We start from the raw sequence: 16,721 nt of genomic DNA on the forward strand, positions 1-16,721 counted from the left end.
CAAAACCATTTAGATGGCCAAACCAACTTTGCTTGTTGTTTGCCGCCCCGGCTTGCATAATAAAGTCTGAATAAAAACGCTGACTTAACCAAGCGAGCAGGATGACAGAGCAGTATCAGATGCAGGTGATCGGTTATATTGAATCACCTTATAAACAAAAGTTTGCGATCCCACGCCAGCCTGGCCTGATTGCGGCAGCGCATGGCAAACTGGTGTTGCGAGCTCCCTTTGCAGACGAAACCTTTGTCCGGGGTATTGAGGCCTTTAGCCATTTGTGGTTGCTGTTTGTGTTTCATGAAACCGCGGATAAGGGTTGGTCACCATTGGTACGCCCACCTCGCTTAGGCGGAAACGTCCGTAAAGGCGTCTTCGCCACCCGGGCGACATTTCGCCCCAACCCGATAGGTATGTCGGTGGTGAAGCTGGAAGGCGTGAGCCAGAAAAAGGGACAAATCGAGTTGCTAATCAGTGGGCTGGACTTACTACACGGTACGCCCATCCTTGATATCAAGCCTTATCTGCCTTACTCAGACGCCTTGCCGCATGCCAGCGGCGGCTTTGCGGATGCGGCACCAGAAACCACTATGACCGTCAGTTTTTCAGAGGATGCGGCCGGCTTTTGTCAGCGCCAGCGTGCTTACCCTGATCTGCAGAATCTGATCGAACAAGTGTTAAAACAGGATCCGCGGCCGTCTTATAAAAAGCAGCGCCAAAGTGAACAACATTACGGTATGACACTGTATAACTTTAATATTAAGTGGACTGTTAATGGAGAACATAACCATGTTACTGAAATCCTTCAGTTGCCTGAGCCTGATTGCCAGCAGTAGTCTGGCACTGGCGATCCCGGCGTTACCCGAACCGGTCAGTAACAATGCCGTTGCTGCAACCAGTATCCGGGATAAAACCTATATTTTATCGGTTGGCGGCCTGGGGCCCGGTAAACAAATCAGTGATCAGCACAATAAAGTCTGGCTGCATACGCTGGGAGAATTTAGCTGGAGCACTTTACCTGCCTTACCGAGCCAGCAGCGACTGGCTGGCCGTATCGGTAGCAGTGCGGTGGCACTGAATAACAACTTCTTTATTTTCGGCGGCGCTTTTATGCAGTCCGATGGTAATGTGACCACCGCATCAGACAGTTACCGGCTGGACCCTGTCACCCGTCGCTTTACCCGCCTCAACGATATGCCGGTGCCGGTTGACCATGCCGCGGCAGTGCCACACCAGAACAGGTATATTTATCTGGTCAGCGGCTGGAGCGATCATGGCACCGTCAATCTGGTGCAGGTATTTGATAACTTTACCCAGCGCTGGGCGCAGGCCACACCTTTTCCCGGTGCGCCGGTCTTCGGCCATGCTGCCACCATCGCCGCCAATCAGTTAGTGGTTTGTGATGGAGTCACCCTGCATTACGCCCAAGACCAGGCGCCAGCGTTACAAAAATCGCCGGCTTGCTGGGCCGGTACTCTGGGTAGCGATCCGCTTAAAATCAGTTGGCGCCAGCTGCCACATCCCGATCAACAGGGCCGGTATCGTTTAGCCGCCAGCACAGTGCGCTTAAATGGTGAAGAATTCGCAGCCTTTATTGGCGGCAGTACTACCCCTTATCGCTTAAATGGTGTCGGCTATCAGGGCGAGGCCGCAGAACCCTCGGCTGCGGTGTGGCTATACTCACCAAAGCAGCAACGCTGGTTTAAAGGCGAGGCCGCCACCGCAGTGATGGATCTGCGGGCTTTAGTAGAAATCAACGGCAGTTTTTACAGCCTGGGCGGGATGCTCGCACAGCAGCAAGTGACCAATCAGGTAATTAATCAGCAGATTAAACTTCTGCCCGAGTAAAAGCGTTGCTAGAATAGCCGCCACTTAAGAATCAGCTTTTTGCAGAGAATCGCATGCGCACCAGTCAGTATTTATTATCGACCATGAAAGAGACCCCGGCCGATGCCGAGGTGATCAGCCACAAACTTATGCTGCGCGCCGGAATGATCCGTCGTCTGGCCTCGGGGATGTACACCTATTTGCCGTCTGGTGTGCGGGTGCTGCGTAAAGTTGAGCAAATTGTCCGCGAAGAAATGAATAAAGCCGGCGCCATTGAAGTATTAATGCCGCTGGTACAACCGGCTGAGCTGTGGCAGGAATCCGGGCGCTGGGAAAAAATGGACGCTGAGCTGCTGCGCTTTGTTGACCGCCACCAGCGCGACTTTGTGCTGGGGCCAACCCATGAAGAAGTGATTACCGATCTGGTACGCCGCGAAATCACCAGTTACAAACAGCTGCCACTGAATCTGTATCAGATCCAAACCAAATTCCGCGATGAGCGCCGGCCACGCTTTGGCGTAATGCGCGCCCGTGAATTCCTGATGAAAGACGCCTACTCTTTCCACTTAAGTCAGGAATCGCTGCAGCAAACCTATGATGCGATGTATAGTGCCTACTGCAATATTTTCAACCGCTTAGGTCTGGACTACCGGCCGGTGCTGGCTGATACCGGCGCTATCGGCGGCAGCGTCTCGCACGAGTTCCACGTCTTAGCCGCCTCAGGTGAAGATGCGATTGCCTTTTCAGATACCAGCGATTACGCCGCAAACATCGAAATGGCGGAAGCCAAGGCACCGGCAGGCCCCCGCCCTGCCCCGACGCAGCAGCTGACACAGGTAGCAACCCCTGGCGCGAAAACGGTCGCTGAAGTTGCCGCACTGTTACAGCAACCGGCCAGTCAAATCAGCAAAACGCTGATTGTCTATGCTGCCAAAGCCAGTGACGATGCGCCCCAGACGTTGGTCGCCCTGGTACTGCGTGGCGATCACGAATTAAACGAAATTAAAGCCGAAAAGCTGCCACAAGTTGCCAGCCCGCTGGTGTTTGCTTCGGAAGAAGAAATCCGCGCCGTGATGGGTGCCGGCCCGGGTTCATTAGGCCCGGTAAAGTGTCCGTTGCCGCTGATTGTCGATCGTAGCGCGGCGCATCTGGCCGATTTTAGCTGTGGTGCTAATCAGGATGGCTTCCATCTGACCGGTGTTAACTGGGACCGCGATGTCACCGATTATCAGGTTGCCGACCTGCGCAATGTGGTGGAAGGCGATGCCAGTCCCTGCGGCTTTGGTAAGCTGGTGATCAAGCGCGGTATTGAAGTGGGCCATATCTTCCAACTGGGTGACAAATACTCACAGGCGATGAAAGCCGGCGTACTGAACGAAGAAGGTAAGCACCAGATCATGACCATGGGCTGCTATGGCGTTGGCGTGTCCCGTATCGTGGCTGCAGCCATCGAGCAAAACCATGACGAGCGCGGTATTATCTGGCCTGACGCGATAGCGCCATTTCAGGTGGTGTTAATTCCGATGAATATGCACAAATCAGTACGGATTGCCGAAGCCACTGAACTGCTGTACCAACAGCTTACTGCTGCCGGTATTGAAGTCCTGTTTGATGATCGTAAAGAGCGCCCAGGTGTGATGTTTGCCGATATGGAGCTGGTCGGTATTCCGCATCATATTGTCATCGGCGAGCGTAACTTGGATAACCGTCAGGTGGAATATAAAAACCGCCGCAGCGGTGCCACCGAGTTGCTGGCTATCGATGAGGTGCTGGCCTTTGTTAATCAGCAGCTCAAACGCTGAGTGACCGCTTGATAGCATAAAGGCAGCCGAGGCTGCCTTTATTTTTTTACGCTTTGAGATGTCAGAGCGCACCTTTTAACGGGATCTTAATATAACGGCTGCCGTTCGCCTCCGCCTGCGGTAACTGCCCGCCGCGAATGTTCACCTGCACCGACGGATAAATCAGCCGTGGCACCGCCAGGGTTCTATCGCGCGCTTCACGTCTGGCGACAAAATCTGCCTCAACCGTATCGGCTTTGACATGGATGTTGTGCTGTTTTTGCTCGGCGACGGTGGTTTTATATAACAGCTCGCGGCCATTCGGCTGATAATCGTGGCACATATAGATCACGGTTTCCTCCGGCAGCTGGTAGATACGCTGGATCGAGCGATACAGAATATGGGCATCGCCGCCCGGGAAATCACAGCGCGCTGTGCCTGCGTCAGGCATAAACAAGGAGTCACCCACAAACAAATTACCGGCTATCAGATAACTGACGCTGTCGTTGGTATGGCCAGGCGTATTGATCACCTTAGCCTTAATGCCACCAATCTGAAATTCTTCATTATCAGCGAATAACTTATCAAAATAATCGCCCTTGGCCAGCAACTCCTGATCACTGAGATTAAATACTACCTTAAAGGTTTGCTGCACCTTACGGATCCCCTCGCCAATGGCAATACTGGCGCCGGTTTGTTGCTTTAAATAATGCGCTGCTGATAAATGATCGGCATGAGCATGGGTTTCCAGCACCCATTGCAGTTTCAGGTTGTTAGCCTTTAAAAACGCCAGCATCTTATCGGCATCAATGGTGCTTACCGCGCCAGCTGCTGCATCATAATTTAATACTGGATCGATAATCGCAGCTTGACCTGTTGCTTTATCTGCTACCACATAGCTAAAGGTGGAGCTGTCGTGATCAAAGAACATTTCAATCAGCAAATTTTGTTGTGACATCGCATTCACCCTCTAAAATTAGTTAATACTAAATTTTAGTTGCAGCTTAGCGAAAAGGCGCCTAGAATGCAAACAAGTTATAAGCATATTCCAAAATAGAATATGGGGTGATTATGTTAGTTCTGCTTGGTGCACTCATTATCGGTATCAGTTTAGGTCTGTTCGGCTCGGGCGGTTCTATTCTGACGGTGCCGGTGCTGTTGTATTTACTGCAAATGCCGGCGGAGCTGGCCATTGCCTCCTCCCTGCTAATCGTGGCCGGAATAAGTTTACTGGGATCAGTGCAAAACGCCTGGCAAAAGCGCATTAGCTGGCGTCATCTATGGTGGTTCGGCTTACCTGGTATGCTCGGTACTTACGGTGGCGCCTGGATCGGAACTCTGGTCGATAGCCGCTGGCAGCTACTAGTCTTCGCAATCCTGATGGTGGTTGCTGCTATTTTTATGTGGCGTAACAACCAGCAGGAAACAGCAAATCAACGACCATTTCAACCGGTAAAAGTGGTTGCGGATGGTCTGATTGTTGGCGCCATTACCGGCTTTGTCGGTGTTGGTGGCGGCTTTTTAATTGTGCCAGCGCTGGTACTGATGGGCGGCTTGCCTTTGGGTATCGCCGTGGCGACCAGCCTTGGCATTATTGCAATGAAGTCTTTTGCTGGCTTTACCAAGTATTATCTGGCCTTTAGTGCTGCTGGCATGAGCTTTAACTGGCAGGTGATTGCAATAATGGTGGTGGCGGGTTTTATTGGTAGTTTTGCCGGCAACTGGCTCGGTCAAAAATTGCCAAAAGCAAAATTACAAAAAGGTTTTGCAATCTTCCTGGCGATAATGGCAGTAGTGGTGATTAGCCAGTCGGTACTGAAATAACTTTATGCTTGCAACTTAACGGAGAGCACTATGAAAACCTCACAACAGCTGGTTGCCGAAGCTAAAGCGGCAATTAAAGAAGTCGATGTTGCTCAGCTTGCTGCTTACCTGCAGCAGCAAAGCGAACCCTTACTAATTGATGTGCGTGAACCGGCGGAGTTTACCCAGGCGCATATCGTTGGTGCAGTAAACTATCCGCGTGGCGTATTAGAAATGCAATTACCCAATCATCCTCTGGTCGCCGCCAGTGGCTGCGCTGCTGAAGTGGCATTAGCGCAATTGGCAAAGCAACCGCTCTATCTGATTTGCCGCTCCGGTGCCCGCTCGGCGCTGGCAGCAGAATCTTTGCAGCGTATGGGCTTTAGCGATGTCTATTCCGTTGCCGGCGGCATGGTGGCCTGGCAAGACGCCGGTTACCCGGTTAAAGCTTAGGAGGTTTAAATGGAAAACTTTACTCCGGTATCCGCACTCATCGGCGGTGCGTTAATTGGCTTGGGCACCTTGTTATTATTGGTTGGCCTGGGCCGGATTGCCGGTATCTCCGGCATTACCAGTACTTTGCTATTTCAGAAAGAAGATAAGCTGTGGCGGCTGGCCTTTGTGCTGGGCTTAGTTGCAGGACCACTGTTAACAGCTTTGTTTTATCAGGACTTTAGCTATAGCACACCTGAGCTTAGCCCCTTTACGCTGGCCGCGGGTTTGCTGGTTGGCCTCGGCACTGCCTGGGGCTCAGGTTGCACTTCTGGCCATGGCGTGTGCGGGATTGGCCGCTTTTCGCCACGGTCCTTAGCGGCCACCCTGGTTTTTATGTTGTTTGGCGTGCTGGCTGCCAGCCTGCTGTTTTAAGGAGTCAACCATGAAACTCTTAATCGCTTTTCTCGCCGGTTTACTGATGTCAGTGGGCATGGCCATCTCGAAAATGATTGACCCACAGAAAGTGCTGGCTTTTCTTGATCTGAGTGGCGACTGGGACCCAAGTTTAGCACTGGTCATGGCTGGCGCCCTCGCGGTGTATTCTGTCGGCTACCGGTTATTTATCCATAAACCAGCGCCATTGTTTGATAAACAATTTTATCTGCCTACAGCCCGCTATATCGATAAACCTTTATTGATTGGTGCTGCTGTATTTGGCTTAGGCTGGGGTATGGTCGGTTACTGTCCGGGACCTGCTATCAGTGCTTTATCCTCAGGCAGTAGCGGTACCCTGGGTTTTGTTTTGGCGATGATCGCAGGCTGGTTTATTGCCCGAAAAATCAAACTTCCTTTCACACAAGCCTAAATTTCATTGTCTGGCTCCCGGCCAAACCACCGGGAGTCTTTCTTCTTATCGTAACGCTATCTTGGCGCCAGCGAAAAACTAGGCTATTGTCTGTAGCAACAGTCTGAAACCAGCGTTTTGGCTCGGGTACACTATTTGTTTTGTCGCCACAAGACGTTAAACAACAGCGAACCCCGCCGAGATCAAAGTTTCGCTTATCCTTTATGTTATGCTGCTTGAAAAACAGAAGAGGTCTCAGTCGTAATGGAGAGATTCATGGCCCTGTACAGCTTTATTGAGCGTAGTTTTTTCTTTACCCTTAACCGAAAAATTGCCGGCAATATGCTGTTTATTGGTATTTTCTTTGGTTTGGCGTTATGGATGGCGTATCCGGCTAATGGCGATGCGACACTTTGGTGGTTGTTATTGTTAAGTGGCACAGTCGCTTTTTTGTTTACCGGGTTTTATCTGCGGCACCTGATTGTACGGCCGGTACAGGCGCTGGTTGGCACCCTACATGAAAGCAATCGTCAGGGCGCTGATCTCAGTCAGCGCTTACCGGCCTTCACCTTTGACGAATTCCGCACCCTGTCGGAAGAGTTTAATCATTTTGTTGGCCAGCTCAGTGAAGTATTAACAAAAGTTCACGTACAAGCCAGCGACAACCATCAGATCAATGAGCAAGTATCTGACGCTGTAAAACATACCCGCCGTAATTTACAGGATACTGAACATCGGAATCAGCAGATCCGTAAAGACAGTGATGAAGTGATCGAGTACCTGGCCAGGATCGTGCAAAGCAGTGACCAAATGGGCCAGGTCACTAATCTGGCAGCGGATAAAGCCAAAGTCGCCAGTGGTCAGATGCAGCAACTGAATCGCCAATTAGCCGCTATTGCCGGCCTACTGGATTCCTTTGGCGCCACCATCAATGGTCTACAGAAAAACTCGGAAAACGTGCGGCAAATCCTGGTCATGGTCGAGGGTTTTTCTGACCAGACCAATCTGTTAGCGCTAAATGCCGCCATTGAAGCTGCCAGAGCCGGGGATGCAGGCCGTGGCTTTGCCGTGGTTGCCGATGAAGTCCGTACGCTGGCCGCCAAAGTTAATGATGCCACGAAACAAATTTCAGGCTTCCTTAATGATATGGAGCGGCTGGTCAAGGAAACCAAGCAAGAATCGGATAGCCTGAATCAACAGGCTAAAGATGCCAGCAGCCAGATCCATGACACCAATCGCGAATTTTCATTGCTGCAAACCGAGTTACAGTCAGCCCAGGGCGGCATGAAAAATATCAGCGGCAGCGTATCCAGTCTGGAACAAAAATATCAGCAAACGCAGGGACATTTGAGCGCCATCGAACAGATGACCAATCAGGCCTATCAACAAATGGCCGCCATCGATGAGGCCGCCCGCAACTTACTTAATGGCACAGCAGCAACGCAGGCGCAATTAGCGCGCTTCGCCCGAAAAAATTAGTCATGGGCTTGCCAGGGAAAATGCAACGCCCCTGTAGTACGGACTATATTGACACCGCCCTGTTGGTAAGGCGGTGCTAACCATGCTGGTAAAATTGCTCAGCCGTCGCCATCGTTGGTTACTTGGGTTATTTAGTGCGCTGCTGTTTGCTGGCAGCATTATGCTGGTTGAGTTTTTTCACCAGAACCTATTACAGAAACTGACGCTTGAGCAACAGCAAAGTCTGAGCCGGCAGTTATCCTTGGTCAGAGCTAATATTGAGTCTGAACTTAATGCCAATATTTTTCTGGCCGATAGTCTGGCCACCATTATCAGCGTTAACCCCTCTTCTGGCCCTGACGACTGGGAGTTACTAGCACAGGCCCTGATGCGAAAAGCAACCAGTATCCGGAATATCGCCGTGGCTCCCGATAATGTGATTCGCTTTATTTACCCAATAGAGGGCAATCAGGCCGCGCTCGGCCTGGATTACCGCACTGTCCCGGCACAATTTCGCACAGTGGAGCTGGCTCGGCAGCGTCAGGATATTATGATCGCCGGCCCCCTGACCTTGGTACAGGGCGGTAGTGCGGTAATCGCCCGGATGCCGATTTTTAATGATGCGCCAACCAATCAGCAATATTGGGGCACTTGTAGTGTCGTTATCGATATCGACAAACTGTTCCAAAGCACAGGTTTATTCGAACTGGCTAGCCAGGGCCAGTTGGCGATGCGTGGCGTGGATGGCACCGGTGCTGAAGGAGAGCTGTTTTTGGGGGATGCAGCCGTCTTTACCAATGCCTTTGCCATCGAGAATATTCGCCTGTTAAGCGGCAGCTGGCAAATTGCTCTCGCCTTACCTCAGGATCAACAAGGGCAGTTTGGCTTAAGTAGTCTGCTAGTCAGGCTGGTGGGTTATAGCCTGTGTATCTTGCTCTTTCTGGCACTATTTAGTCTTTACTACGCCTATCGACAAGCACGCTTAAATGCATTACAAGACCCGCTTACTTTGCTACCGAATCGTCGCTTTGCCATGCAATTGCTGGAAAGACTGGTTAATGAAAAAGCGGAATTCAGCATTCTTAGCCTGGATTTGGATAAATTTAAAGAAGTGAATGACAACTATGGCCATGCTGTAGGGGATGCTCTGTTACAAGAGGTCGCCAAACGACTGCAGGCCGGCTTGCGGGCTTCAGATCACGCCTGTCGCTTATCTGGTGATGAGTTTCTGGTGATCTTACCTCGCGTGTATCGCGAGCAGGATTTACAGCACATCATCGAAAAGGTATCGGCCCAACTTAGCAATACCGCTTTTATATTTAGCGACAAACAGTTTCAGATTCAGTACAGCCTTGGGTATGCAAGCTTTCCTATTCATGCTACTGAGCTTGATAATTTACTGCATTTCGCCGATTTGGCGATGTACCAGCAAAAAGCCGCACATAAAGCCAATACTTAACAGACTAGCTGGCTGATTCTTAACAGAGAGTAACCGACTGAACTACCGCTTAGGCTTACTAAATTGCTTGTGGAATTAAAGTGGCGGAGCGGACGGGACTCGAACCCGCGACCCCCGGCGTGACAGGCCGGTATTCTAACCGACTGAACTACCGCTCCGCGCTGGAGTGAGCTACTGCTCAAGTGATAACTTACTGAAGTGGCGGAGCGGACGGGACTCGAACCCGCGACCCCCGGCGTGACAGGCCGGTATTCTAACCGACTGAACTACCGCTCCGGATCAGGAAGCTGTTTCGATGCTAGTGGCGGAGCGGACGGGACTCGAACCCGCGACCCCCGGCGTGACAGGCCGGTATTCTAACCGACTGAACTACCGCTCCGGAAAGCATCGAAAATTGGCGGAGCGGACGGGACTCGAACCCGCGACCCCCGGCGTGACAGGCCGGTATTCTAACCGACTGAACTACCGCTCCGCGCAGTGCACCAAACTATCAGATGGGTATCGTCTGGTGCGGCGGGAATGATACGGATATGGCTGAAGGCCGTCAACATCTTTTTTGTCGCTTTTGCCTATTCCTTAATCATCCGGTAACGAAAGGTCCAGAATATCGTCTTTTTCCTGTGTTTTTGCTTTTACGGCTTTATTGCCCGGATCAACAGGCTTTGTTTGTGGGACACTTTTTCTCCAGAATATCAGACTATTAAAGCTTCGCCCCGTTAGCACCAACCAAATAGCGATACCACCTATACCGAGAATCGCCAAGTTTGATAGGATTACTACCCCCCAAGGAAAAGGTGTTGCGACTATGACGTCCTCGGTTGTTGCAACTGCATCAGGGACTGCATTCGGTAAATCGGGTAACGCTGGCGCATCATGAGCCTGTAACATCACCAGAAAACGTTCCTCAGGCAAATTTAAAACGAATTCACGACCATCGGTCATTTCACCGAAAGCGGCAACGTTCACTAAGTAGCTACCTGGCCCTTTGTTTAGCAATTCGAGTTTAAATTTCTGCGCTGGTTCTGTAAGCGAAAATTGTGACATCTCACCATCCGGGTAACGGACGACGCCTTGAAATAATAAACTCGAGGCAACCACTTGTTCTGACACAGGAGTAAATACTATGTGATGTGGTGCATTTACTTGTGCTGCCTGCACAAACTCTATCGATACTGGCGCAGCAGCTATCAGTACAGGCGCCAATTCCACTTCCCGAGTGTAAAGCGGTGTTTTCACAACAAAGCGCGGTATCCACTCGCCTGCGCCAAAATTAAGATTTACTTCACCGGTAAAAATGCCATCACGTGCAGTCGCATCAAAACCACGCCCATCATCACGAAACGTAGCTACTTCGACCAATCCTCGACCGAAATTATCGAACTCGCGGTTATTGGTGCTGATAAATAGTACTTGAAGGGTGAGAATTTCACTAAAATCGCGGGCGTTGACCACTGATTCTCCATCCATTAAACGCGCGGTCAGCTTAAAGGTTTCACCTACCATCAATGCCTCTGGTAACGGATCGACTTTAAGCTCTACATCTGTCAACACCAAAATCCGACTCTCAGGCAGAATCCTTCCTACCGCCTGCCAAGGACCTGGCATCGGTTCATTAATTTCTATCAGATCGTAAGTTGCGGCATCATGCCAGCGCATATTGTGTTGTTTAGCTGTATTATAGAAGACCTTACTACCGTCCGGACGTACTAATACGATAGACGCGGTGCCCGGGCGACGGAAAAACACCAGTGTAATGCTCTTGACACCATCATCAATCCGGAAGCGGTTATTAAGTAAGGGGATCTGGTTGTGAGTCGGCAGTTGTTCCAGAATCGTCAGACCAGGTTCATCCCGCTTTGGCGTGTTATCATCCTGAGCCTGGACCGGCAGCAGTAAAGATAAAAATAGACACAGTACTAGACGCGCCACAGGCAGGTTCCCCCTTTTTTCTGCACCAAATCCAAACGGCTCTCATGTGCAGCGACTTCCGACTCTGACGCCCGGATCACCTTTAAACGCCCCTGGCGCTGAATATGCAGTGGACTTTGTTGCTCGAGCTGTTCGGCTTGCTCTTCGGCCGCCAGATTAAGGCTGACCTGACCACCGGTCATCAGCAGATACACATCTGCCAGAATTTCCGCATCCAATAAAGCGCCGTGCAAGGTCCGATGGCTGTTATTAATATCGTAGCGTCTGCAAAGCGCATCCAGATTATTCTTTTGCCCCGGGTGCAGTTCACGAGCTAACAGCAAGGTATCAACGATAGTGCAATACTGGGCGACCGGCGGCAGCGCCGGCCGGAGCAAAGCAAATTCATGATCAATAAAGCCGACGTCGAAGGCCGCATTGTGGATCACTAACTCGGCACCCTGAATGTACTGGTAAAAACTCTGCGCTATTTCCCGGAACTTCGGCTCAGCAGCCAGACGCTCATTAGTGATACCGTGTACCGCTATCGCCTCAGCATCAATTTCCCGCTCCGGATTGATATATACATGGAAGTTGTTACCGGTGAAACGGCGGTTTACTAGCTCGACGCAACCGATCTCAATAATGCGGTGGCCTTCTTTTGGACTGATGCCGGTGGTTTCAGTATCGAGAATAATTTGTCGCTTTGCCATCTACTGTTTCGCTTTTTCACTGGATTTACGCTAGATTATACGCCGTTTTCAGCTTAGGAAAGGCCAAATGCAGAAAAGTGTTGCAATCTATACCGATGGATCCTGTCTTGGCAATCCGGGACCCGGCGGCTATGGTACCATTCTGTGCTACCAGCAACATCGCAAAGAGCTGAGTGCAGGCTTTCGACTGACGACCAACAACCGGATGGAACTGCTGGCCGCAATCATCGGCCTTGAGGCATTAAAAAGTCCTTGCCGCGTCGATTTAACTACCGATAGTCAATATGTCAGGTTGGGTATCACCCAGTGGCTAGCAGGCTGGAAACGCAACAATTGGAAAACCAGTCAGAAGCAAGCGGTGAAAAATCAGGACTTGTGGCAACGCCTGGATGCAGCCTGTCAGGGCCATCAGATCAGCTGGCACTGGGTAAAGGGTCACAATGGTCATCCGGAAAACGAACGCTGCGATGAATTAGCCCGCAATGCCGCCAGTGCAACACCGGCGGCCATTGATAGCGGCTTTGAGGCGAGTCAGGCCGCTATTTAGCTATTCGGCTTGTAACAGCTGTTCCAGTTCCGCAATAAATTTCGGATCCGTCGGATTCACCCGGCTGCCAAAGTGCAGAACTTTCTGCTCGTCTTTGCTGACCAGATATTTGTTAAAATTCCAGGACGGAGCTTCACCCGTTTTGGCAATCAGCGCTTTGAATACCGGATTAGCCTTATCACCACGCACACTGGTAGTAGAAAACATCGGAAACTCTACACCATAAGTCAGATAACAGACTTCGGCAGTCTTTTCTTCGTCACTGTATTCTTGCCGAAAATCGTTAGATGGAAAACCTAACACCACCAGCCCCTGTTCTTTATAACGCTGGTACAGCTGCTCCAGTGCTTCAAACTGCGGCGTAAAACCACACTTGCTGGCTGTGTTGACGACCAGTAAGGTTTTGCCCTGAAATTGCTCACACAGATCAACGGTTTCCCGGGTTTTTAACTGCTGGACTGAATGGCCGAGAATATCACCACACTGCGCCGCCTCAGCGGTCGCAGGTAACAGACTTAAGGTGATTAAACCTAAGCCGAATGCCAAAACTTTCATGCTGCTCTCCAAATTTTATTATTACGGACAGTGTCTACGGCTCTAAGCTTAGCTTAGATCGCTTTTGATCCGTGATCCTTTTCACCAAAAACCTTTATCGAACCGGAAAAAAATTTTCACTGTTACTGGCGCCAGTTTGGCGCTAAATAAGCAATAGCGAAAGAGGTATCACGCGATGACGACAATACAGCCAACTGAATTTGAAGAATTTAATGAGGACGCTGAACTGATTGAGCCAAGCAGTGTGAAAGACACTAAAGCCCAGCAAAAATATCAGGCGCGGCGCCGGATTGACGAACTACTGGAACAGAAACGACTGCGCGAGCTAATTGATGATTGGGAGTTATTGGAAGATTAACAGCGATTGCTATCGATAAGTGCCAGATAATGCTAATATATTTATCAGGTATCTCGACCAGAAACTAACAGGCCAGCGCCAGTGCTCAGCTTCCGCTCATTCAGACTTACAACTCTGCTCCCCTTGTTGGTGTTAATCTGCAGCGGCTCGCTGAGCATCAGTTTGCTGCATTATCTTGCAGAGCAACGACAGCTGCAACAGCAGTTCCGGCTAAATGACCAGGCTCAATCCTACGCCGGAGCTATCCAGCAGGAACTGGTCCGTACGTCGACAGCAGCCTATGCCGTAGCGGCATGGCTTAGATTAAGGCAAGGTGATCTTAACGAATTTCCAGTCTTTGCCCAATCTATCTACCCCTATTATCCTTTTCTCACCGCCATCTCAGTTGCACCAGAGGGCGTAATCCGGGCGGCCTATCCGGCCGAGCAAAATCAGGCATTACTAGGCTTTGATGTGTTTAGGGATCCGCTACAGGCCGAAGCTGCCAAACGCAGTCTGAATCAAAGTCTGGTTTATCTCAGTGGCCCCTATCAGCTCAGGCAAGGCGGTGTCGGCATTATTGGCCGCTTACCGGTAACACTGCCGCAAGATGATGGCGAACAGCGGTTTTGGGGCTTTGTTAATGTCACCTTTAAACTGGACGAACTCGCCAGCCTGCAGCGGATGGCGCAACTCCCTACTCAGGGCATTCACTATCAGCTCTGGCTGGATCAGACCGAACAGCCGACGCTGATTTTATCCAGCAGTAACAGTACATTTCAGCCGACAGCGGAAGCACAGATCCAAACGGGTACCGTTAACTGGCGCTTACAGCTGGCCGCACCGACCAGCCAGTTTAGTACAGTGCAAATTTGGCAAGTTGCTCTGGCAGTAATCTTCAATCTGTTGTTAGTCAGTTTAAGTTACCTGTTAATGCACAATTTAGTGCGCAAAAAGGAGCTACGCCACCTGGTTAACGAGCGTACCGCAGATTTGCAAACACAGCTGGCCCGTCACCGCAGTTTTATTGTCGCCAGCAATACCGGCAGTTGGGAATATGACCCTGAGCATCAGCAACTCAACTGTAGCCCGGAATACTTTTCGATGCTTGGTTATCAGGCATCGGAGTTTGCCGCTTATACCGAACACAACCTGCAACAGCTCTGGGCTGAATTACTGCATCCGGCAGATCGCGACAAAGCCAAAGCCGTATTTGAGCAGTATCAGGCATCAGAGCAGAGCGGACTCTATGAAAATCATTTCCGGATGCGCCATAAGCATGGCCACTGGGTATGGATATTATCCCGCGGTCGCAGCATTGTCACAGAGCAGGGTAAAAAGCTGACTGTCGGCACCCATATTGATATTAGCGACCGTAAAGAATCAGAATTAAAACTACAGCTATTAGCCCGGCTGTTTGAGCAAAGTTCAGAGGGGTTACTTATCACCAATGCTCAGCAACAGGTCGTGATGGTAAATCAGGCCTTTTGTAGTATCAGCGGCTATCAGGCAGAGGAGGTGATCGGTAAAGATCCACGACTCCTATCCTCAGGTAAGCATGATAAAAACTTTTATCAGCAAATGTGGCATGCTATTGCTGAACATGGCGTCTGGAAAGGTGAGATCTGGAATAAGCGGAAAGATGGTAGTCTGTATCCGGAATGGTTATCGATCAGCAAAATTGAAGGGCCTGAGCCTGGTGAAATCTACTACGTCGGTCTATTCCGCGATATCAGCCAGTATAAAGAAGATGAAGCACAAATCCGTTTTCTGGCCCAATATGACGCGCTAACTGAACTACCCAATCGGGCGTTATTGCTGGACCGCACTGAGCAAGCACTGGCCGTTGCCAAAGACCAGCAACAGCAACTGGCGATGCTCTTTATTGATGTTGATCGCTTTAAACAGATCAATGACTCGCTGGGCCATCAGACTGGCGACCAGCTACTGATCCAAATCGCCCGGCGTTTAACTTCCTTATGCCGACCAGAAGATACCCTTTGCCGACTCAGCAGTGACGAATTTGTGTTATTAAGGCCCAATACCAATGCGGAAATGGCTGCAGAATTAGCTGAGCGGATCCTACCGCTAATGCTTACGCCTTATCAGGTCAGCGGTCATGAGCTGGTGCTATCAGCATCGATTGGGATAGCGGTGTTCCCTCAGGACGGCCAAAATTTCCATGAGCTGTACCGGCACGCCGATATCGCTATGTATCGCGCCAAAGAGAATGGCCGTAATACATACTGTTTCTTTACCAGTGAGATGCAGCGCTACCATGCCCGCCATCTGCTACTGGAAAATGCCCTGCGCCGGGCCATTGAAAATAACGAGCTAAGCCTGGTTTATCAGCCACAATATTCGCTGCAGCAACAAAAGCTAACTGGCTTTGAGGCGCTGTTGCGTTGGCAGCATCCGGAATTAGGCTTAATTTCCCCCGGCGAATTTATTCCGCTGGCTGAACGCAGCGGCCTGGTGATCCCGCTGGGTGAGTGGGTACTAAAAACCGCATTAGCAGAGCGGGCCTCTTGGCAACAGCTTACGCCGGCGCCATTAACGGTAGCCATCAACCTGTCCCCCATCCAATTTCGACAACCTGGCCTGCTGACGTTAATTGATAGTCTGCTGCACGCCTCGCAGTTGCCCGCAGAGATGCTGGAGTTGGAAATTACCGAAAGTGCCATGGTCGAAGATCCGGCGCATGCTGCCAGCTTGTTGGATGCCTTCCGGCAACGCGGCTTGCGGATCGCGGTAGATGATTTTGGCACCGGTTATTCTTCGCTGAGCTATCTAAAGCGCTTTGCGCTGCATAAACTGAAAATTGACCAGTCGTTTGTGCGGGATTTACTGAGTGATGCCGATGACAGGGCCATAGTGCAGGCCATTATCAGTATGGCACATAGCCTGGAATTGGACACCATTGCCGAAGGGGTAGAGACCGCAGCACAACAAGCCTTACTGCAACAATTAGGCTGTCAGGCAATTCAGGGATATCACTACGGTAAGCCATTGCCGGCAGAACAGGCAAGAGCCTTTATTCAACAACAACTGCAGACCTGA

The 16,721-nt window shown here is 50.6% G+C and carries 16 protein-coding genes and 4 tRNA genes; 12 read left to right on the forward strand and 8 right to left on the reverse strand.

The genetic code is table 11. From position 1 onward, the window contains the following. The first annotated feature begins 101 nt into the window (after nucleotides 1–101). The 3 genes from tsaA to AJE_RS03855 are packed head-to-tail and all read left to right on the forward strand — an operon-like array spanning nucleotide 102 to nucleotide 3,623. On the forward strand, nucleotides 102–830 hold the full coding sequence (gene tsaA / locus AJE_RS03845; protein WP_008949757.1) for a tRNA (N6-threonylcarbamoyladenosine(37)-N6)-methyltransferase TrmO: 729 nt from the start codon (nucleotides 102–104) through the stop codon (nucleotides 828–830). Further along, nucleotides 784–1,842 carry a Kelch repeat-containing protein gene (locus AJE_RS03850; protein ID WP_008949758.1) on the forward strand — a complete coding sequence of 353 codons (1,059 nt, stop codon included), beginning with the start codon at nucleotides 784–786 and terminating at the stop codon, nucleotides 1,840–1,842. Before tsaA ends, AJE_RS03850 begins: the two co-directional genes overlap by 47 nt. A gap of 53 nt (nucleotides 1,843–1,895) precedes the next feature. Next, nucleotides 1,896–3,623 (forward strand): proline--tRNA ligase, encoded by a 1,728-nt coding sequence (locus AJE_RS03855; protein ID WP_008949759.1) that lies wholly within the window; start codon nucleotides 1,896–1,898, stop codon nucleotides 3,621–3,623. Nucleotides 3,624–3,684: 61 nt separating this feature from the next. On the opposite strand, the gene AJE_RS03860 is transcribed toward AJE_RS03855, so the two are convergent. Next, a complete protein-coding gene (locus tag AJE_RS03860) occupies nucleotides 3,685–4,560 on the reverse strand; it encodes an MBL fold metallo-hydrolase (protein ID WP_008949760.1) in 876 nt (291 codons plus the stop codon). A gap of 113 nt (nucleotides 4,561–4,673) precedes the next feature. Between AJE_RS03860 and AJE_RS03865 the strand changes: the two genes are divergently transcribed. The 6 genes from AJE_RS03865 (at nucleotide 4,674) to AJE_RS03890 (ending at nucleotide 9,601) form a co-directional block, all read left to right on the forward strand. Further along, nucleotides 4,674–5,426: a sulfite exporter TauE/SafE family protein gene (locus AJE_RS03865; RefSeq protein ID WP_008949761.1), complete on the forward strand. Its 753-nt coding sequence runs from the start codon at nucleotides 4,674–4,676 to the stop codon at nucleotides 5,424–5,426. A gap of 30 nt (nucleotides 5,427–5,456) precedes the next feature. Then, entirely contained in the window at nucleotides 5,457–5,858 is a 402-nt protein-coding gene (locus AJE_RS03870; protein ID WP_008949762.1) for a rhodanese-like domain-containing protein, read from the forward strand. Nucleotides 5,859–5,867: 9 nt separating this feature from the next. Beyond that, entirely contained in the window at nucleotides 5,868–6,272 is a 405-nt protein-coding gene (locus AJE_RS03875; RefSeq protein WP_008949763.1) for a YeeE/YedE family protein, read from the forward strand. Between the two features lie 10 nt (nucleotides 6,273–6,282). Then, on the forward strand, nucleotides 6,283–6,705 hold the full coding sequence (locus AJE_RS03880; RefSeq protein ID WP_008949764.1) for a DUF6691 family protein: 423 nt from the start codon (nucleotides 6,283–6,285) through the stop codon (nucleotides 6,703–6,705). A 255-nt stretch (nucleotides 6,706–6,960) separates the two neighbouring features. Then, the gene (locus AJE_RS03885; protein WP_008949765.1) at nucleotides 6,961–8,163 is read left to right on the forward strand and encodes a methyl-accepting chemotaxis protein; all 1,203 of its coding nucleotides are present in this window, start codon (nucleotides 6,961–6,963) and stop codon (nucleotides 8,161–8,163) included. A gap of 82 nt (nucleotides 8,164–8,245) precedes the next feature. Then, nucleotides 8,246–9,601: a diguanylate cyclase domain-containing protein gene (locus tag AJE_RS03890; protein ID WP_008949766.1), complete on the forward strand. Its 1,356-nt coding sequence runs from the start codon at nucleotides 8,246–8,248 to the stop codon at nucleotides 9,599–9,601. An 81-nt stretch (nucleotides 9,602–9,682) separates the two neighbouring features. On the opposite strand, the gene AJE_RS03895 is transcribed toward AJE_RS03890, so the two are convergent. The 6 genes from AJE_RS03895 to dnaQ all read right to left on the reverse strand — a co-directional run bounded on the left by AJE_RS03895 (nucleotide 9,683) and on the right by dnaQ (nucleotide 12,222). Then, nucleotides 9,683–9,759 (reverse strand) — tRNA-Asp (locus AJE_RS03895). A 41-nt stretch (nucleotides 9,760–9,800) separates the two neighbouring features. After that, nucleotides 9,801–9,877: transfer RNA gene (locus AJE_RS03900), tRNA-Asp, on the reverse strand. A gap of 26 nt (nucleotides 9,878–9,903) precedes the next feature. Further along, nucleotides 9,904–9,980 (reverse strand) — tRNA-Asp (locus AJE_RS03905). 16 nt (nucleotides 9,981–9,996) lie between these two features. Continuing rightward, nucleotides 9,997–10,073, reverse strand: a tRNA-Asp gene (locus AJE_RS03910). 104 nt (nucleotides 10,074–10,177) lie between these two features. Then, the gene (locus AJE_RS03915) at nucleotides 10,178–11,530 is read right to left on the reverse strand and encodes a TIGR03503 family protein (RefSeq protein WP_008949767.1); all 1,353 of its coding nucleotides are present in this window, start codon (nucleotides 11,528–11,530) and stop codon (nucleotides 10,178–10,180) included. Further along, nucleotides 11,518–12,222, reverse strand: a complete 705-nt coding sequence (gene dnaQ / locus AJE_RS03920) for a DNA polymerase III subunit epsilon (protein WP_008609875.1) — start codon at nucleotides 12,220–12,222, stop codon at nucleotides 11,518–11,520. Before dnaQ ends, AJE_RS03915 begins: the two co-directional genes overlap by 13 nt. 67 nt (nucleotides 12,223–12,289) lie before the next feature. On the opposite strand from dnaQ, the gene rnhA reads away from it, so the two are divergent. Continuing rightward, the gene (gene rnhA, locus AJE_RS03925; RefSeq protein ID WP_008949768.1) at nucleotides 12,290–12,769 is read left to right on the forward strand and encodes a ribonuclease HI; all 480 of its coding nucleotides are present in this window, start codon (nucleotides 12,290–12,292) and stop codon (nucleotides 12,767–12,769) included. Here the strand turns inward: rnhA and AJE_RS03930 are convergent, their stop codons facing one another. Further along, on the reverse strand, nucleotides 12,770–13,324 hold the full coding sequence (locus AJE_RS03930) for a glutathione peroxidase (protein WP_008949769.1): 555 nt from the start codon (nucleotides 13,322–13,324) through the stop codon (nucleotides 12,770–12,772). A gap of 175 nt (nucleotides 13,325–13,499) precedes the next feature. On the opposite strand from AJE_RS03930, the gene AJE_RS03935 reads away from it, so the two are divergent. Continuing rightward, nucleotides 13,500–13,682 carry a PA3496 family putative envelope integrity protein gene (locus tag AJE_RS03935; RefSeq protein WP_008949770.1) on the forward strand — a complete coding sequence of 61 codons (183 nt, stop codon included), beginning with the start codon at nucleotides 13,500–13,502 and terminating at the stop codon, nucleotides 13,680–13,682. A 162-nt stretch (nucleotides 13,683–13,844) separates the two neighbouring features. Next, nucleotides 13,845–16,721, forward strand: a complete 2,877-nt coding sequence (locus AJE_RS03940) for an EAL domain-containing protein (RefSeq protein ID WP_237709293.1) — start codon at nucleotides 13,845–13,847, stop codon at nucleotides 16,719–16,721.

The sequence above is a fragment of the Alishewanella jeotgali KCTC 22429 genome, assembly GCF_000245735.1.
Lineage (GTDB): Bacteria > Pseudomonadota > Gammaproteobacteria > Enterobacterales > Alteromonadaceae > Alishewanella > Alishewanella jeotgali.